This is a genomic window from Candidatus Limnocylindrales bacterium, assembly GCA_035559535.1.
Classification (GTDB): Bacteria; Moduliflexota; Moduliflexia; order Moduliflexales; family JAUQPW01; genus JAUQPW01.
Map to the genome: position 1 here is coordinate 137,322 of DATMBG010000037.1, position 15,949 is coordinate 153,270.

The window sequence follows — 15,949 nt, forward strand, 5'->3', positions numbered from 1 at the left end:
TTAATTAAACTCTTCCTCTTTCTTTCAAAAGAATAGCATGCAGTTAACAGGTACGAACAAGTCAAAATTTCTTGAAAAAATTCTCCATATTCTAAAAAAATATCCCATGCTGGAGGCGGGAGATAATCTCCTCGTAGGGGTCTCCGGGGGGATGGATTCGGTATCACTTTTGCATGTTTTAAATCGATTAAAACCCACCTTAGGGTTTAGACTGCATGTGGCTCATTTTAATCATAATCTTCGGGGTGCAGAATCCCTTCGAGATGCCAGGTTTGTAGAAAAGCTGGCCTGTGAATGGGGTCTTCCTTATACTTTAGGTTCCGATTCTGTCAAAGATTTTGCGCAATCCCAGAAAATGTCCCTTGAAGAAGCTGCCAGAACCCTTCGCTATCGGTTTTTTTATCGGACTGCCGAAAAGGTAGGGGCCAACAAAATTGCCACAGCCCATACGGCAGATGATCAGGCTGAAACTTTACTTCTTAGACTTTTGCAAGGGGCTGGACTGGATGGATTAAGCGGTATTCGCCCCATGTACAGCCACCTGGAAAACATCACCCTTCCCTTGCAGGGAGGCGAGGAAGAGAAGGTTTCCTGGAGTGGACAGATTATTCGCCCTTTTCTTCAAATTACCCGGGAAGAGATCCGGTCCTTTGTTGAACAGGAAGGGCTGGAATATGTCCAGGACTCTTCTAACCTGGACAGGCGCTATCTACGGAATAAGATCCGATGGGATTTGCTGCCTTTGCTTAAACAAGAATTTAATCCAAACATTATAAAGCGATTGGCCGTCACGGCTGATTTACTTCGAGATGATCTCCATCTGCTCGAGGAATTAACCGAGGCCTGTGATCCTCAGGTTTGCAAGATGGAAAGGGAGGGAGAAATTCGGATCGAACTCCCTCGATTTGCCCGACTTCATCCGGCACTCCAAAAGCGTCTTCTACGAAGAAGTTTCGAAAAGTTGACCGGATTTATCCAGGGACTTAAGAGTACCCATGTGCAGGCTGCCGTGGAGTTGCTAAATTCTGGAGAAACCGGGAAATCTGTTCATCTGCCCGGAGGCGTAATCCTCCAACAGAGCTATGGACAGGGGATTATGCTAAAAAGACCTCCAGAAACTCAAAAATCTTCCTCTCTCCAATCTCCACTTTTAACAGAAAATCCCGGAGGGGCCAGTTTATGGGGCAGGGAAGTCGCTTTATCCGAAGAAATCCTACAGGTTCCTGGCATACAGAACCAAAAAGGCTTGATCTTTCGCACCCAAGTTCTTAGTGTAAAAGATAGAGACGCCCAGAGTTTATTCGAAACCTTGCATAAGCAGTCCCAGGGTCTTACCTTTCCGTTTCTCTTCTTTTCTCAGGAGGGAAATAGGAAGGAGGTTGACTTTTGGAATAATAGACCGGATGGCTCTAAAAAGGTTCAGGTTCTACAACCTCAAAAAATTACCGTTTTTTTCGATTATCACAAGTTACGATTTCCTCTGAGAGTTCGAAAAAGAAAACCGGGAGATCATTTTCAGCCGTTGGGAATGAAGGGACGAAAAAAATTACAAGATTTGCTGGTGGATCTTAAGGTTCCCAGGGAAAAGCGAGATTTAGTTCCCATCTTAGAAGACGAAGAGGGGATTATTTGGGTAACAGGTTATCGTATAGCCGAACGGGTTAAAGTAGACTCTACAACAGAAAAAATCCTGGTATGTACGGTAACGCCTTCTGAAAAGGACGACTTACCTTGAAAGTATTTATGTAAAGGGGGTATAGACGTTGAACACTTCGTTTTATAAAAATCTTGCTTTATGGTTAGTGATTGTGGTCGTAACTATTTTACTTTTCGATTTATTTAACAGCAAACCTGAGACCTATCGCAGAATTGTTTTCAGTGAATTCATGGATCGTGTGGATGAGGGAAATATCAAAGAGGTGGTTATTTCGGGAAATTTAATCCGTGGAAGGTTAACCGATGGGTCCAAGTTTGAAACCTATGCCCTGGAGGATCCGGAACTTGTAAAAAAGTTACGCAAGCAAAAAGTCGAGATTATTGTAGAACCTGAGGATAAAAGCTCCTGGTACCAATATTTATTAACCTGGTTACCGATGTTGGTCTTCCTGGGGGTCTGGTTTTTCTTTATGCGGCAGATGCAGATAGGAGGAAGCAAAGCTCTCTCCTTTGGTAAAAGCCGGGCCCGACTTATGAGTGATCAACAAAGAAAGGTGACATTTAAAGATGTTGCCGGAATTGATGAGGCTAAGGAAGAATTGGAGGAAATCATCGAGTTTCTCAAAGATCCTCATAAGTTTCAAAAGTTGGGGGGTAGAATCCCTAAGGGCGTTTTGTTAGTCGGACCTCCAGGAACGGGTAAAACTTTATTAGCCCGGGCCATAGCTGGTGAAGCCGATGTTCCTTTCTTTAGTATCAGTGGGTCGGATTTTGTGGAGATGTTTGTTGGCGTGGGGGCTTCTCGGGTTCGAGACCTGTTTGAGCAGGGGAAGAAAAACGCACCCTGCATCATCTTTGTCGATGAAATTGATGCGGTGGGAAGACATCGTGGGGCCGGCCTGGGGGGTGGTCACGATGAACGCGAACAGACTTTAAACCAACTCCTGGTTGAAATGGATGGTTTCGAAACCAATGAAGGGGTTATTATCATAGCCGCTACAAATAGACCCGATGTTCTGGATCCTGCCCTCCTGCGTCCAGGACGTTTTGACCGTCAGGTGGTCGTTCCCAGCCCAGATTTGAAGGGACGTATAGAAATTCTCAAGGTTCATACGCGAAAAGTCCCCTTGGCCAATAACGTAAATCTGGAGGTAATAGCCCGAGGAACTCCGGGTTTCTCCGGAGCCGATCTGGCCAATCTCGTCAATGAAGCTGCCCTCCTGGCTGCCCGAAAGAATAAATCTGCTGTCGAAATGGTTGATTTTGAAGATGCCCGGGATAAAGTTCTAATGGGCTCAGAACGAAGAAGTCGGGTTATCACCGAGGAGGAAAAACTTGTTACGGCTTATCATGAAGCCGGACATGCCCTGGTTGCTAAGCTTCTACCGGAAACCGACCCGGTCCATAAAGTCACCATTATTCCAAGAGGAATGGCTCTGGGAGTAACCCAATATCTACCGGTAGATGATCGCTATATGCGGTCTAAGACCTATTGCTTGAATGCAATCGCTTCGGCTCTGGGTGGCCGTGTGGCAGAAGAAATTATCTTCAAAGAAACAACCACCGGGGCCTCTAATGATCTGGAAAAAGCAACCGAGTTGGCCAGAAAAATGGTTTGTGAGTGGGGAATGAGCGAAAAAATGGGACCTATAGCCTTTGGTAAACGCGAGGAGCATATCTTCCTGGGTCGGGAATTTGCCCAACGTCAAAATTATAGCGAGGCAACTGCGGTTGAAATAGATAAAGAAGTACGAAGAATTGTTATGGAAAATCTGGAGCAGGCTAAAATGTTGTTAACCAAGCATATCGATAAACTCCATGCCATTGCGAAAGCTCTCTTAGAGAAAGAGGTCTTAAATGGTGCCGAACTCGATAGTATCGTTTACGGAACCGCTACGGTTTGATTCGGTACTGAATAAAGAATACTGAAGGATGGGCGAGGATACCCCCGCTCCCAGGAGGGTAAGGAGGCTTACGCTTATTCAGGACTCTTTATTCAGTACCTCATACGTTGGTAGGAGGGCATGAAAAATGGTTAAAGAAATAAAATTTCCACGGCGCGGAAAACTTGTCGTTGGAATTATGTCCTCCAATATAAACCTCATTGAAGATACAGAACAAAAATTAATCAAAAAATTCGGTAAAACAGATTTTGAAAGCTCTCTAATTCCCTTCAATCACACCGATTATTACACCGAAGAGATGGGAGAAGGATTACAAAAAAAATTTGTGAGTTTTTCAGAACTTATAGCCGTGGAAGATCTCCCGTATATTAAGATATTTACCAACGACCTGGAAAAACGAACTATGAAAGACGGTAAAAGACAGGTTAATATTGACCCAGGCTATCTGACTCACTCCCAATTGGTTCTGGGAACTACTAAAGCCTACGCCCACCGAGTTTACCTCAAAGAAGGTATCTATGCAGATCTTACCTATATTTGTAAGAGAAAGAAACTTCAACCCCTGGATTGGACTTATCCTGATTTTAGAGACCCTAACGTTATCCTCTTTTTCCAGAAAGTACGGGAGCGATACTTAAAACAAATACGCGTAAGTCGATAATAAGGTTTAAAATGCCCTAAATCTCTTCTATACGTTTGCAGTTTTTAACTGTTTATCCCCAAAGAACCCTGAAAAGTGTGGGAGTGTGGGGGTATGGAGGGTATGGGAATGTGGGAGTATGGGAGTAGGGGGGCGTAGGAGAGTATAATCCAATATTTCTTATCTCTACACTTCCACATTCCCATACCCTCCATACCCCCACACTCCCCTTTTCTATGAGAGTTGGCATTATCGGAGGGGGTATTACCGGGTTGTTTATTGCTCATGCCCTTTCCCAAAATCACATTTCGGTTACTCTATTTGAGAAGTATGCCACTCTAGGGGGTCTCATAGGGGGTTTTAAACTGGGAAACGTCTATCTCGAGCGATATTACCACCATTTTTTCAAGAGTGATCTTCCCCTCCTCCGACTTCTCGAGCAATTGGGCCTCCAGGATAGACTATTTTGGCGGGAAGCAAAAATGGGATTTTACTATCGTGGCCCACAGGATCCGACAGGTCATCTCTATGGGTTTGGAACTCCTGTCGACCTCCTGAAATTTACTCCCTTAAGTCTGATAGATCGTTTGAGATTTGGATTTTCCATGGTCTATCTTCAACGAGTGAAAAAATGGGAAGGACTGGAAAATATTAAAGTTCAGGATTGGGCTATTCGCTACCAGGGTCGGCGAGTTTATGAGGTAATCTGGCAGCCTCTGTTAAAGGCCAAGTTTGGAGAAGATTATGAAAATATCTCGGCTTCCTGGCTCTGGGGTCGGGTTCATGCCCGGGGAAATTCCCGAAGTAAAGGAGGTAGTAAAGAAGAACTGGGCTATATAAGGGGCGGGTTTCAGCAACTGGCTATGGCTCTTGAGATCAGTATTTTAAAAAATGGAGGCCAAATCTTTAAAAGTACCCCTGTGGATCATATAACCCGTAATGGCCGGGATCCTTTTACCTTGACAACCCGAAAGGGTTCTTTTGCCTTTGATAAAGTGGTATTTTGTGTTCCGATCCCGGACTTTTTGAAAACGCTGGGTCTGGATCATCCCTATCCAGTGGAAAGGAAGAATCGGTCCCTGGAGTTGCCTGAGGAGTATATAAATCAATTGAAAAAAATCAAGTACCGTGCGGCCATTTGTCTGATTTTGAAACTCAAACAACCGCTTAGCGATATTTATTGGCTTAATATCAGTGATTCAGAAGTTCCCTTTGGAGGAATCATTGAGCATACTAATTTTGTTCCCCCCTCTGAATATCAGGGATCCCATATCGTCTATATTTTTAATTACTTGAATCACCAGCATCCTTTCTTGAATATGTCTAAACTTCAACTTCTTCAAACTTACCTCCCGGCCCTTCAAAAAATCTTCCCGGACTTTAAAGAGTCCTGGATCGAGCAATCCTTTTTAACACGAGCAGATTACGCAACTCCGGTCTATACTTTTCAGTATTCGCTGATAAGACCTCCCTTTGAGACGCCTATTAAAGATCTCTATCTGGCCAATACCAGCCAAATCTATCCTGAAGATCGAAATACAAGCAATGGAATCGCTATCGGGATGGAAGTGGTAAAGCGATTACTCTCTTGAGTAAAAGAGTTAACCCTTATGAACTCAAATACTTACCAGAAAGCAAAACCTATCCTTTGTAGGATTATTGATTCGGTAATTATCTTTTACTTTCTTCTTTTATGGGTATTTTATTATACCGGTGGCTTCGTCTATGAATTTTTCGGTATTACCCTTAAGCTCACCCATATCAAAAACCCTTTGATTATTATAACAACTTTATGGTTGATCAAGCACCTTCTGCTTTTTGATTCCTTGAGATCTGTCCTGCGCTTTTTTCATAAGGCCTTTCTTTTTGCAACTTTCCTTCTTTCCCTTCACTTAGCGAATTATATAGGGTATGGGTATTATCTCAATGCAACCTTAGCCAGGTTCGATGCCTATAAAAAATTTGCCGATACTCCCTCTGAGGGAATAAAATCCGATAAAGGCTGGAATGTGATTCTGATCAGTATCGATACCCTTCGGGCAGACCACCTTCATAGCTATGGATATGAAAGGAATACCTCTCCTCATATCGATAAACTGGCTTCTGAAGGGGTTTTGTTCACAAACCACATTGCCGCCGCCCCGGCTACTCTCATCTCCCATGCTTCGATGTTTACTTCCTTAAATCCTTCTGTTCATAAAGCCGAAGCACGAACCCGGACTGTTTTAGATGGTAGATTTATTACTCTGGCTGAGTTCTTAAAAAAAGAAGGATTTATAACAACTGCCTTTACCGGGGGTGGACAGATGAATAAGGCGTTTAGACTGGATCAGGGTTTTGACAGGTATGATGATGAGAACGATGGAAACGGACTTCCCGATGCAATAGATAAGGTACTCAACTGGCTAAAGCGACATAAAAACCAGCGTTTTTTTCTGTTCTTCCATACCTATCAGGTCCATGCTCCTTATAGTCCTCCTCCACCCTATGATGAACTTTTCTACCCTGAATATAGAGGAAGTTTAGGAAAAAAAATAGAAGGTGAGATCCTGACTCAAATTAATGAAAAAGTCTTACCCATCGAGCAGGAGGATCTAAGACATATTATAGCCCTTTATGACGGTGAAATTGCGTTTACAGACGCCCAATTAGGGCGCTTATTTGACGAGCTTAAAGCCCTGGGTCTCTGGGAAAAGACCCTCATGGTTCTTACTTCTGACCATGGAGAAGAATTTAACGAGCATGGCATTGTAGGACACCACGGTCATACTCTGTATGAGGAACTCTTAAAAATTCCGCTTATTATTAAATTTCCAGATTCATCTTTTCGGGGAGTTATTGTTCACCAACAATCCAGGGGAATTGATATTTTTCCTACTATTGTTGATATACTGGGATTTCGAAAACCCGAACCGATCCAGGGTATCTCTTTACTTCCTCTGATAAAAAATCCTCAGATGAAACTGGCTCTTCCCGCTCTAAGTGAGAAGGAAGGCCATGAATTAAAATCCCTCCGAATAAACGGCTACAAACTCCATGTAGGCTCTAGAAAAAGCAAATCGGTAACCTTTGAAACCCCCTGGACAAAAATGTTCTTTTATCGAATCCCTGAATATCATTCAAGATTAAAAGAACAGGCCTTCTATGATTTAAAAACAGATCCAGGAGAAACCCGGAATCTTCATAAATCCCAGGTCCGGTTGGTCAGGGTTTTTGAGAGAAAAATAAAACAGCTAGAAGAAGAAAACTCTCTTTTGGCCGGTTCCTTTAAACCCGGTAAAGCCCAGGAAGATCAGGAGCTTGTTAAACAACTTAAAGGATTAGGCTATCTTCAATAGGTTAACCTCGTTTATAGAAAATTCGGTAAATGACCCCTCCCTTATCATCTGAAACATAGAGGGCCCCGTCTTTTCCAACCACCACATCCACAGGGCGTCCCCAGGCACTGCTTCCCTGCAGCCAGCCGGTAGCAAAATCCTCAATCTTTTCAGGTTGACCATCTTTGAACTTAATTCTAATCACTTTGTACCCGGTGGGAACGGTACGATTCCAGGAACCATGGAAGGCAACAAAAAGATTACCCTGATATTCCTCGGGAAATTGGTTTCCGGTATAGAAGGTAAGTCCCAAAGGGGCAGAATGGGCTTGCAAGGAAATCACCGGGGGAATGGTTTTTTTACAAAAATCAATTCGATCTTTAAATTCTGGATTGGGCTTTTGATCTCCATAACAATAGGGCCAACCGTAATGGCCTCCTTCTTTAAGAATATTAATTTCTTCAGGCGGAAGATCATCTCCCAGCATATCCCTTCCATTGTCGGCTGCCCATAATTCTTGAGTTTGGGGGTGCCAGGTCAGGCCGACCGAGTTTCGAAGTCCCTTTGCAAAAATCTTTTCTCCAGTACCATCGGCATTGTATTGGAGAATAGCTGCGCGTCTCGGATCTCTTTCCTCACAAACATTGCACGAAGAACCTATCGAAACATACATTTTCCCATCGGGTCCAAAACTAATCGTTTTGGTTGAGTGTCCTCCCATCGGGAGTCCTGAAACCAGAACCTTTTTATCTTCACCTTTGAGGTCTCCATCTTTATCTGTAAATCGAACCACCCCATCCAGAACCGAGATATAAATCCCATCTTCAAAAAAGGCAATACTATGGGGGCCTTTCAAACCTTCGGCAAATAGGATCTTTTGATCTGCTTTTCCATCTCCATCTTTGTCCGGGAGAACGAAAACTTTTCCACCGCTCATATCTGCTACAAATAGATCTCCTGCTGGACTTACGGCCATGTGTCGGGGAGTACCCAGATCGGAGGCAAAAATTTGAATTTCGAAACCGGCCGGAAGATCAATTTTCTGAGCGGCAAGACATCCTTGGGAGGTGAGGAGAAACAGTAAAAGATAAAAAGCAAAAAAAGGAAATTTATCAGCTAATTTCATTTTCATCCAGAAAGAAGATTATACTTATCAAGGCCTTAAATTCTAAATTTGATAAGCATAAACGACTTAAAGCACTAGAGTTATAAATCGAGAAGCCCGTTTTCTTAGGGAAAACGGGCTTCAAAGGTACTTCTACAAAAACACCGAGCCTACAGAATCAGTGTTTTTTGTCCGGTTGGGTCAGATCCAGAACTGCCGGGGGGTTATTCCCGTCAGAACCGTTACTTCCGGTTGTAGCGTCCCTATCTCCATCCCCCGAAACCGGTATAAGCTCCATATCCAGGAGGGGGGCTTCATGGATAGATTCCATCCCAGAGGAAGTAGCCGGTTCCATTTCCTTTCTTCTTCTGATTCCGGCTCGCAGTTGTGATATCCATTTAGGAACTTTCGTCTGGATATCATCAAAGACGGTATAAGTAACCGGGGTAATAAGGAGGGTCATAAGTAAACTGAGGGCCTGGCCCCAGATAATAACATTGGCCATCGAAGCCCGCGATGCAGATCCGGCTCCTTTACCGAACACCAGGGGAAGCATTCCGGCAATGAGGGTTAAAGTGGTCATGAGGATTGGACGCAGTCGTGCATGGTTTGCCTCGAGGATGGCTTTATCCCGCTCCATCCCTTCCGCCCTTAACGTATTGGTATAGTCCACCTGAAGGATACCGTTTTTCTTTACAACTCCCAATAACATGAAAAGTCCCAGGTCGCTGAAAATATTGAGGGTAGGATCCCGGGTAAGGTTAAAATCCCTCATAAGAATCAGCGAAACCATGGCAGCGCTCCAGGTCAAGGGAAGAGCCATCATAATACTGATGGGAAGGGTAAAGCTCTCAAACTGAGCAGCCAGAATCATATACATAAAAACCAGACTGGTCTGAATGGCCATGATAAACCCCCAGTTGGCATCCACTAAGGTTTTAGCCCAACCCGAAAAATCCGTTTGATAGGTGATGGGTAAATTCAATTCCTTAGTAGCCCGGGTGAGGTGCTGGATAGCTTCGCTAAGGGACAACACCGGGGTTACGTTGGCCAGGATGGTAATTTGTCGTTGGCGATTCTGACGATCGATCTGGGCGGGTCCTCTGGCTTCGGTCAGGGTAGCTACGTTGGCTAACTTAACCAGTCCTACCTTCTTCGAGGGGATCGTAAGTTGATAAATTACTTCTGGGTTGTTACGAAATTCTTCCTGAGCCCGAATCCAGACGTCATATTGATCTGCTCCTTCTTTGAATTTGGATACCGGTTCTCCTTGCACAAAGGTTCTCAAGCTGGAGGTAATGTCTTCAACCGTAACACCCAGATCGGAAGCTTTCTCCCGGTTGATATTAACCCTCAACTCGGGTTGTCGGAGGGAGAGCGTCGTATCGAGATCGACAAATCCGGGGATATCCCGTACCTTAGCAATAATTTGCTCGGCATATTTCTGCAATTGCTCCAGATCCGGACCTCGGATGTTATAGGCTATCATTTGAGGTCGGTTACCGCTTCCACTCACCAGGCTAACCGGTTGAACACTGGTTCTGAGATCCGGGAACTTCCGAAGCATTTTTCTTGCATCCAGCATGACATCATCTTGGGAGAAATTGGGTTTCTCAGGTACATTTAGTTTTAAAAGATCGTTAAGGACAAAATATGCGATGGTTTCGAACGGATTATGGGATCGCTCCCTGACAGGAATCAAACCTACGTAAATATTTCCTGCAGTGACTTTAGTTCCGTCTACATCTCCGATAGAGGTTAACACATGGGTCACACCTCGCAGCTTGACCACTTCTTGCTCGATTTTGCGGAAGTATTCATCGGTTTTCTCCAGGGTACTTCCTTCGGGAACCTCTACAGAAATCTCAAATTGATCTTGATCATCGCGGGGAATGAGGCTTTGACCGATCTGCCTCAATAAAGGTCCAGGAGTACCCAGGATTGCATAGTAGAAAAGGTCGTAACATAGAAAGGCGGAGATCAATAAGATGACCCATCTATGACGGAGAGACCAGGCCAGAATCCATCCATAGGATCGGTCGATAAGGGAGTAAAACCGGGATTCCTTGGCACTTTTCCCGGAATGTTTGAGTTTCAAGAACCGGGAACAAAGCATTGGTGTCAATGTAAAGGCAACCAGGAGGGAAATCATAATGGAGAAAGCGACGGTCAATCCGAAGCTCGCGAAAAACTTACCAACTCGGGTTTGCATAAAAGACAAGGGGATGAAAATGATAACCAGGGAGAGGGTGGTGGCCATAACGGCCAGGGATATTTCTCGAGTCCCTGTGGAAGCTGCAATTCTGGGAGCCAGCTTTTTTTCTTCCATATGTCGGAAGATATTTTCCAGAACTACGATGGCGTCATCAATAACAATTCCAATAGCCAGAATTAACCCCAGCATCGTGATATAATTCAGCGTATATCCGAACAGGTACATCAAGGTAAAAGTAGAAATAATAGAGGTTGGGATGGCCAGGGACGCGATTAAGGTACTTCGAATATCCCACATAAAGATAAGAACGGCTAAACTGGCCAATATAACTCCGAGTTTTAGATCGAATTCGACCTCTTCCAGGGAGTTAAGGACAAAGGTAGACTGATCCCGAATCAATTGAATCTGAATATCTGGGGGGAGAATACGTTTGATCTTTTCCAGACGCGCTTTGATTCTATTAACAACCTCAACGGTGTTGGTACCCGACTGCTTCTGGACAATGAGTTGAACCGCGTTATTTCCATCCAGTCGCGAAAGGGTTCTCGGTTCTTCAATCCCGTCTTCCACATACCCGACATCTTTAATTCGGATCGGCGTGTTGTTAAAGTTGGCCAGAATGAGATTATTGAAATCCTCAACCCGATAGAATCGCCCCATGGTCCTTAACATGAGCTCTTGCTGCCCTTGCTCAACCCGTCCGGCCGGTAATTCTATATTTTGAGCTGCTAACGCGGTCTTAACCTGACTGATGGAGATGTTGTAGGCACTGAGTTTATCTGGATTGAGCCAGACATTGATAGCACGTTTTCGGCCTCCGATGATATCAACAGAGCCGATCCCATCCAAAGTTTCTATATCTTCTTTGATCATTTTCTGGGCAATCTCCGTTACTTCCTTAAGATCCCTCTTTCCGGAGACCACGATACTGATAACCGGCACCGCATCCACATCAAACTTACTTACAACGGGTGGGTCTGTTCCTTCAGGTAATTTAGACAAGACGGTACTGATTTTATCTCGAATATCCTGGGCTGCTTCTGCAGCTTTTCTGTGCAGTTGAAAGACAACGGTTATTCTCGAAACCCCCTCTATAGAGGAGGACCGTAACTCGTCAATTCCATTAACGGTATTGATAACCTCTTCCAGGGGTTTGGTGACCTCTGTTTCAATTTCTTCCGGACTGGCTCCTTTAAGGGTTGTTGTAACCGTTACAACCGGAAGATCCACATTGGGAAGAAAATCTACCCCAAGCTTCTGATATGAATACCACCCTAAAACAACCAGGGCTAGAATAAGCATCGTGGCAAAAACAGGTCGTTTAATACAAATATCGGCAAGAGACATACTCTTATAACAGGGAATAAGGGGTTAGGGTTGGGAGCGGAGAGGGCTCCGGCTCTGTGATCCTAAATTCTAATTCCCAGTCCTTATTTTATCTTGCAAGACCTTTATCCCAGTCATTAGACTATGAAGAGAGCTTCGGAAAGAGAAATGATGATTCAATATAAAAATCACCATTCAAACTTAATACAACGGAGTAAAATTCTTGTCAAGAATATTTATAAATTTTCAGATTTCTCCCGTAGAAGACCATTTCAAGTTAATTAATTTTTCTAAATAACTGGTCCCTGTTTATTATTGGATTGAGCCTGCTGCAGGAACTGTATGAGCAACTTACTTACCTCCTCCGGCTTCTCTTGCTGCACCCAGTGCCCAGCTCCTTCCACCAGGTGAACCCCCAGCATTTGCCTGCAGGCACTCTCCTTCATTTTCTCTAGATGGCCGGGTCTCTGATAGACCCCCCAGTCACTGGCCCCTGCAATGAAACTTGCGGGTACCTCAATGGCTCGACCGGAGAATATCTCGAGCTCGGCTGCGTACTTGGGGTCCGTTAGGCAACGATACCACTGCAGACCCCCCTGGAACCCAGTCCTGGCGAACTCTGAGCTATACACCCGCAACTCTTCTTCGGTCAGCCATTTGCAGGCTGCGATCTCAGAGTCAGATGGCATCTCCGGGGCTACGGTCTCTGCCATTCCCTTGTCCAGATCCATGATATAGTAAGGGGGGAGTTTAGCCAGCTCGGTCGCTGTCCAGGATTTGAGCGGGAAAGGTTTATTTTGCTTCCAGTCCGCACTCTTGACGTGGTAGTAGGCCCGAAGGAAGTTATGAACCCCCTGGGGGCAGTGAAGCATGTTATCGTTGGCCTCACGGGTAGAGTAGTACCATTGATAATGCTTGCGCGGTCGGGGTAGCGCTGCCAGTTCTTCGTGGATGTCAGGACCGGATGAGACATTGCTTTGTGGGGACTCGTTAGCCGTGTTGAAGGGTAGCAATGGTGGACCTGCAAAGGGCGCACTCATCAGCACCACAGAACGAAACACGTCCGGCCGTATCAAGGCACACCAGGCCGCGACAGGGGAGCCAAAATCGTGCCCTACGACGGCTGCCACCGAGCGGTAACCAAGCGCGAAGACGAGCCCCAAAGTGTCCCTGACCAGATTGAGAAAACGGAAAGAACCGACATCGCCGTCATAATTGCCATCCCAACCTGTAGTGGGTCCATAGCCTCGTTGATCAGGAGCGACTACGTGGAACCCGGCCTGAGCGAGCGGCAGCATCACCTTTCTCCAGCTGTAGGCAAGCTCTGGGAAGCCATGGAGAAGTAAGACACAGGGATGATCTTTGACCTCGAAGCCGGCTTCCAGCAGGTGCATAGTGAGACCATTGATGTCGTTCACGAAGCGGGAGCGTATTCCGGCGGGAAGGGTGGTCTCGCCATAAGCCACATCCTTGTTCTTCCTCTCGGTTGATTCTTCAACATCGTTCATCGTTCGACCCTGAATAGTTAAATGCATAAGCATTTGTTGCCATCATGGCATGGGCAAGGACGGTGAAGACTCCTTGCATGCGTAAACGGCGTGTGAGAACTCTGCTCTCAGATAAGATAATAAGATTATCTAGGGTTTTATGTAGGGCTTCTCCTCTGTTAAGTGCCACTCTAGTCTCGTTTGTGTCTTCCAAGGTGCTCTGATGCTTTCTGAATGGTGTAGCTATTTTCTTTGATTTTTATCGAAGATAGGTCTCCAGCCAGTTTGTTGGTGTGGATAAACAGGAAGAATAGTTTACAAAGCCTTCCCGCATAGGTAAGCTTTGAAGGGTTCCTTTCTTTGCCCTTTGATATCCCTGCTGCCAGATACTCTAACCCATCGAAGATTGTGCTCCGCATACTGCGGATACAGGTTTTATCATCCAGCTTACCGGGCTCAATGGCAATTAAGTGCTGGTAGTTCATACGTATGAAGGTAATCCGCAGGTTGCTGGATGTCAAGAACGGAGCAGGAATTGCGGGTTGGGAGGTATCCAAAAAATTGTGTAAACTAAACCCGAAATCAACTATTATAATTTATTTAAGGTTATTGTCTGAAAAGAACCGATAAAAATTCATCTTTACCCTATCATGATTTTATCCAAAGAATGGTGGAGGAAATCTCTGAGAAGTCTTCACAGGGAAAGAAATCTGCTTTGAGCTATTTAGAGATAAACGTATCCGTATCCATTTAGTAGGTGGAAAAAGAAACACTCCCTGGCCCCCCTCCAGGGGGGACTGATGTAGGGTTGCTGCCGCTGAAGTCCCCCCTGGAGGGGGGCCAGGGAGTGTTCAGATAGAAAAAGTAACACCTGCTAGATGGTTACAGTTACGAGATAAACTTTTTTTCTTGACCCTTTTTCCTTAATCTGTTAAACTTTTACAAAAATCTGTTCAATTTAAATTAAATAGGTTTATGGAACATTTAGATGCTATATTTAATAGAAGGTATATGTTACCTGTTTATATCAGGATAATTTTCCTGATAACTCCAGTTTGCTACCCTCAAAGAGTGGGAGGAAAGGTATGTCATCGGATCTCTTAAACGAGGCAAAATTACCTGCAATTGTTTTACTGACCCTCTTATTTACCTTGATGGTTATCGGCGTCATTGTTTATTTTGCTGTTGGCGCTCATCGGCCCGGATTTGCCATCGCCATGCTGGTTATAATAGCTTTTCTGGCCATAGCAGTAACCATTCTTTATCTCTGGAAGGGTGTGATTACCGTTGAAGAAAAGCGGGCCATGGTTGTGGAGCGATTGGGGCAATTCCATGCGGTTTATGGTGCCGGAGTTCATATTTTACTTCCTTTTATTGATCGGCCCCGGAAGCTCCAGGTCAGAAGTGTAAATGGGGAGTTTATACAGGTTGAAGATATCGATTTAAGGGAGAGGACTGTAGATCTGCCTGCACAGGTCGTTATTACCAAGGATAACTGGCAGGTCGAAGTCGATAGTGTAGCTCAGTATCAGATTGTGGATCCCAAACAAGCCGTTTATGGAACAGCCAACGTGGTTCTGGCTATGGAAGAGTTGATCAAAACTTCTCTAAGGGATGTTATCGGAGGGATCACTTTGCAGGATTTGCTGGGTGGACGAGAGAAGATTAATGCGGAATTAAAACTACGGATCAGCAAAACCAGTGCAGATTGGGGAGTTCAAGTTCGTGAAGTGGGGTTGCAAAGGATTAATCCACCTGCCGCCTACATTGAGTCCATGAGCAGGAAGCAGGCGGCTATTGCAGAAGCGGAGGGTAAGAAACAAGCAGCCATTGCAGAAGCGGAGGGTAAGAAACAGGCAGCTATTCTGGAAGCCGAAGGGGAACGGGCAAAGATCAATGCCTATGAAAGTACCGATGTTCTTTTAAGAGTCAAATACCTGGAAGCCTTGGGGAGGATCGCAAACGGTAACGCAACTAAGGTATTTATTCCTTTCCCCAACGATCCGAGTCAGGCAAATCTTTTCAGTAATATTATGAATGTAATGGCCGGCGTGGGAGAAGCCTTTTCTACCAAAGATTTTAATACCCCGGCTGGTGGACAGGGTTCCAAACCGTCTCCTGAAAGTACTACCAAACCTTCGGTCCATAAACCCGAACCTGCCAAATCAGATCCCCATAAACTTGGGCAACGACCCCTAGTCAAAAGACCTGTACCCCCCTCATCTCCACAATCCCCTCCAAAGGCAGAATCCTAACCCCCCTCGAGAGGATGTGGAAGCAGAATAGGAACCCCTATTTT

At 44.9% G+C, this 15,949-nt stretch carries 11 protein-coding genes; 6 read left to right on the top strand and 5 right to left on the bottom strand.

All coding sequences use genetic code 11. The annotated features are described in order from the left end of the window. Positions 1-37 precede the first annotated feature (37 nt). From tilS to VNM22_13230, 5 genes are all read left to right on the top strand, one after another. A complete protein-coding gene (tilS, locus tag VNM22_13210) occupies positions 38-1,735 on the top strand; it encodes a tRNA lysidine(34) synthetase TilS (protein ID HWP48117.1) in 1,698 nt (565 codons plus the stop codon). Between the two features lie 28 nt (positions 1,736-1,763). Further along, positions 1,764-3,560, top strand: a complete 1,797-nt coding sequence (ftsH, locus tag VNM22_13215) for an ATP-dependent zinc metalloprotease FtsH (protein HWP48118.1) — start codon at positions 1,764-1,766, stop codon at positions 3,558-3,560. 127 nt (positions 3,561-3,687) lie between these two features. Then, entirely contained in the window at positions 3,688-4,221 is a 534-nt protein-coding gene (locus VNM22_13220) for a DUF4416 family protein (protein ID HWP48119.1), read from the top strand. A gap of 215 nt (positions 4,222-4,436) precedes the next feature. Further along, positions 4,437-5,792, top strand: coding sequence for an NAD(P)/FAD-dependent oxidoreductase (locus VNM22_13225; GenBank protein ID HWP48120.1), 1,356 nt, complete (start codon positions 4,437-4,439; stop codon positions 5,790-5,792). 18 nt (positions 5,793-5,810) lie between these two features. Beyond that, positions 5,811-7,538: a sulfatase gene (locus VNM22_13230; protein HWP48121.1), complete on the top strand. Its 1,728-nt coding sequence runs from the start codon at positions 5,811-5,813 to the stop codon at positions 7,536-7,538. Between the two features lies 1 nt (position 7,539). Here VNM22_13230 and VNM22_13235 read toward each other — a convergent pair whose 3' ends face one another. The 5 genes from VNM22_13235 to VNM22_13255 all read right to left on the bottom strand — a co-directional run bounded on the left by VNM22_13235 (position 7,540) and on the right by VNM22_13255 (position 14,135). Beyond that, positions 7,540-8,643: a sorbosone dehydrogenase family protein gene (locus VNM22_13235; GenBank protein HWP48122.1), complete on the bottom strand. Its 1,104-nt coding sequence runs from the start codon at positions 8,641-8,643 to the stop codon at positions 7,540-7,542. Between the two features lie 157 nt (positions 8,644-8,800). Next, entirely contained in the window at positions 8,801-12,184 is a 3,384-nt protein-coding gene (locus VNM22_13240) for an efflux RND transporter permease subunit (GenBank protein ID HWP48123.1), read from the bottom strand. 269 nt (positions 12,185-12,453) lie between these two features. Continuing rightward, entirely contained in the window at positions 12,454-13,704 is a 1,251-nt protein-coding gene (locus tag VNM22_13245; protein ID HWP48124.1) for an alpha/beta hydrolase, read from the bottom strand. Continuing rightward, a complete protein-coding gene (locus VNM22_13250) occupies positions 13,658-13,840 on the bottom strand; it encodes a hypothetical protein (protein ID HWP48125.1) in 183 nt (60 codons plus the stop codon). Before VNM22_13250 ends, VNM22_13245 begins: the two co-directional genes overlap by 47 nt. A 1-nt stretch (position 13,841) precedes the next feature. Continuing rightward, positions 13,842-14,135: a hypothetical protein gene (locus VNM22_13255; protein ID HWP48126.1), complete on the bottom strand. Its 294-nt coding sequence runs from the start codon at positions 14,133-14,135 to the stop codon at positions 13,842-13,844. A gap of 600 nt (positions 14,136-14,735) precedes the next feature. Here VNM22_13255 and VNM22_13260 point away from each other — a divergent pair. Further along, positions 14,736-15,905, top strand: coding sequence for an SPFH domain-containing protein (locus VNM22_13260; protein HWP48127.1), 1,170 nt, complete (start codon positions 14,736-14,738; stop codon positions 15,903-15,905). Positions 15,906-15,949: the final 44 nt, after the last annotated feature.

What these genes read in the sequence shown, in the direction of transcription:
- tilS (HWP48117.1), top strand. Translation starts at nt 38, where the DNA reads ATGCAGTTAACAGGTACGAACAAGTCAAAATTTCTTGAAAAAATTCTC.
- VNM22_13220 (HWP48119.1), top strand. Translation starts at nt 3,688, where the DNA reads ATGGTTAAAGAAATAAAATTTCCACGGCGCGGAAAACTTGTCGTTGGA.
- VNM22_13225 (HWP48120.1), top strand. Translation starts at nt 4,437, where the DNA reads ATGAGAGTTGGCATTATCGGAGGGGGTATTACCGGGTTGTTTATTGCT.
- VNM22_13230 (HWP48121.1), top strand. Translation starts at nt 5,811, where the DNA reads ATGAACTCAAATACTTACCAGAAAGCAAAACCTATCCTTTGTAGGATT.
- VNM22_13235 (HWP48122.1), bottom strand. Translation starts at nt 8,643, where the DNA reads ATGAAATTAGCTGATAAATTTCCTTTTTTTGCTTTTTATCTTTTACTG.
- VNM22_13240 (HWP48123.1), bottom strand. Translation starts at nt 12,184, where the DNA reads ATGTCTCTTGCCGATATTTGTATTAAACGACCTGTTTTTGCCACGATG.
- VNM22_13245 (HWP48124.1), bottom strand. Translation starts at nt 13,704, where the DNA reads ATGCTTATGCATTTAACTATTCAGGGTCGAACGATGAACGATGTTGAA.
- VNM22_13255 (HWP48126.1), bottom strand. Translation starts at nt 14,135, where the DNA reads ATGAACTACCAGCACTTAATTGCCATTGAGCCCGGTAAGCTGGATGAT.
- VNM22_13260 (HWP48127.1), top strand. Translation starts at nt 14,736, where the DNA reads ATGTCATCGGATCTCTTAAACGAGGCAAAATTACCTGCAATTGTTTTA.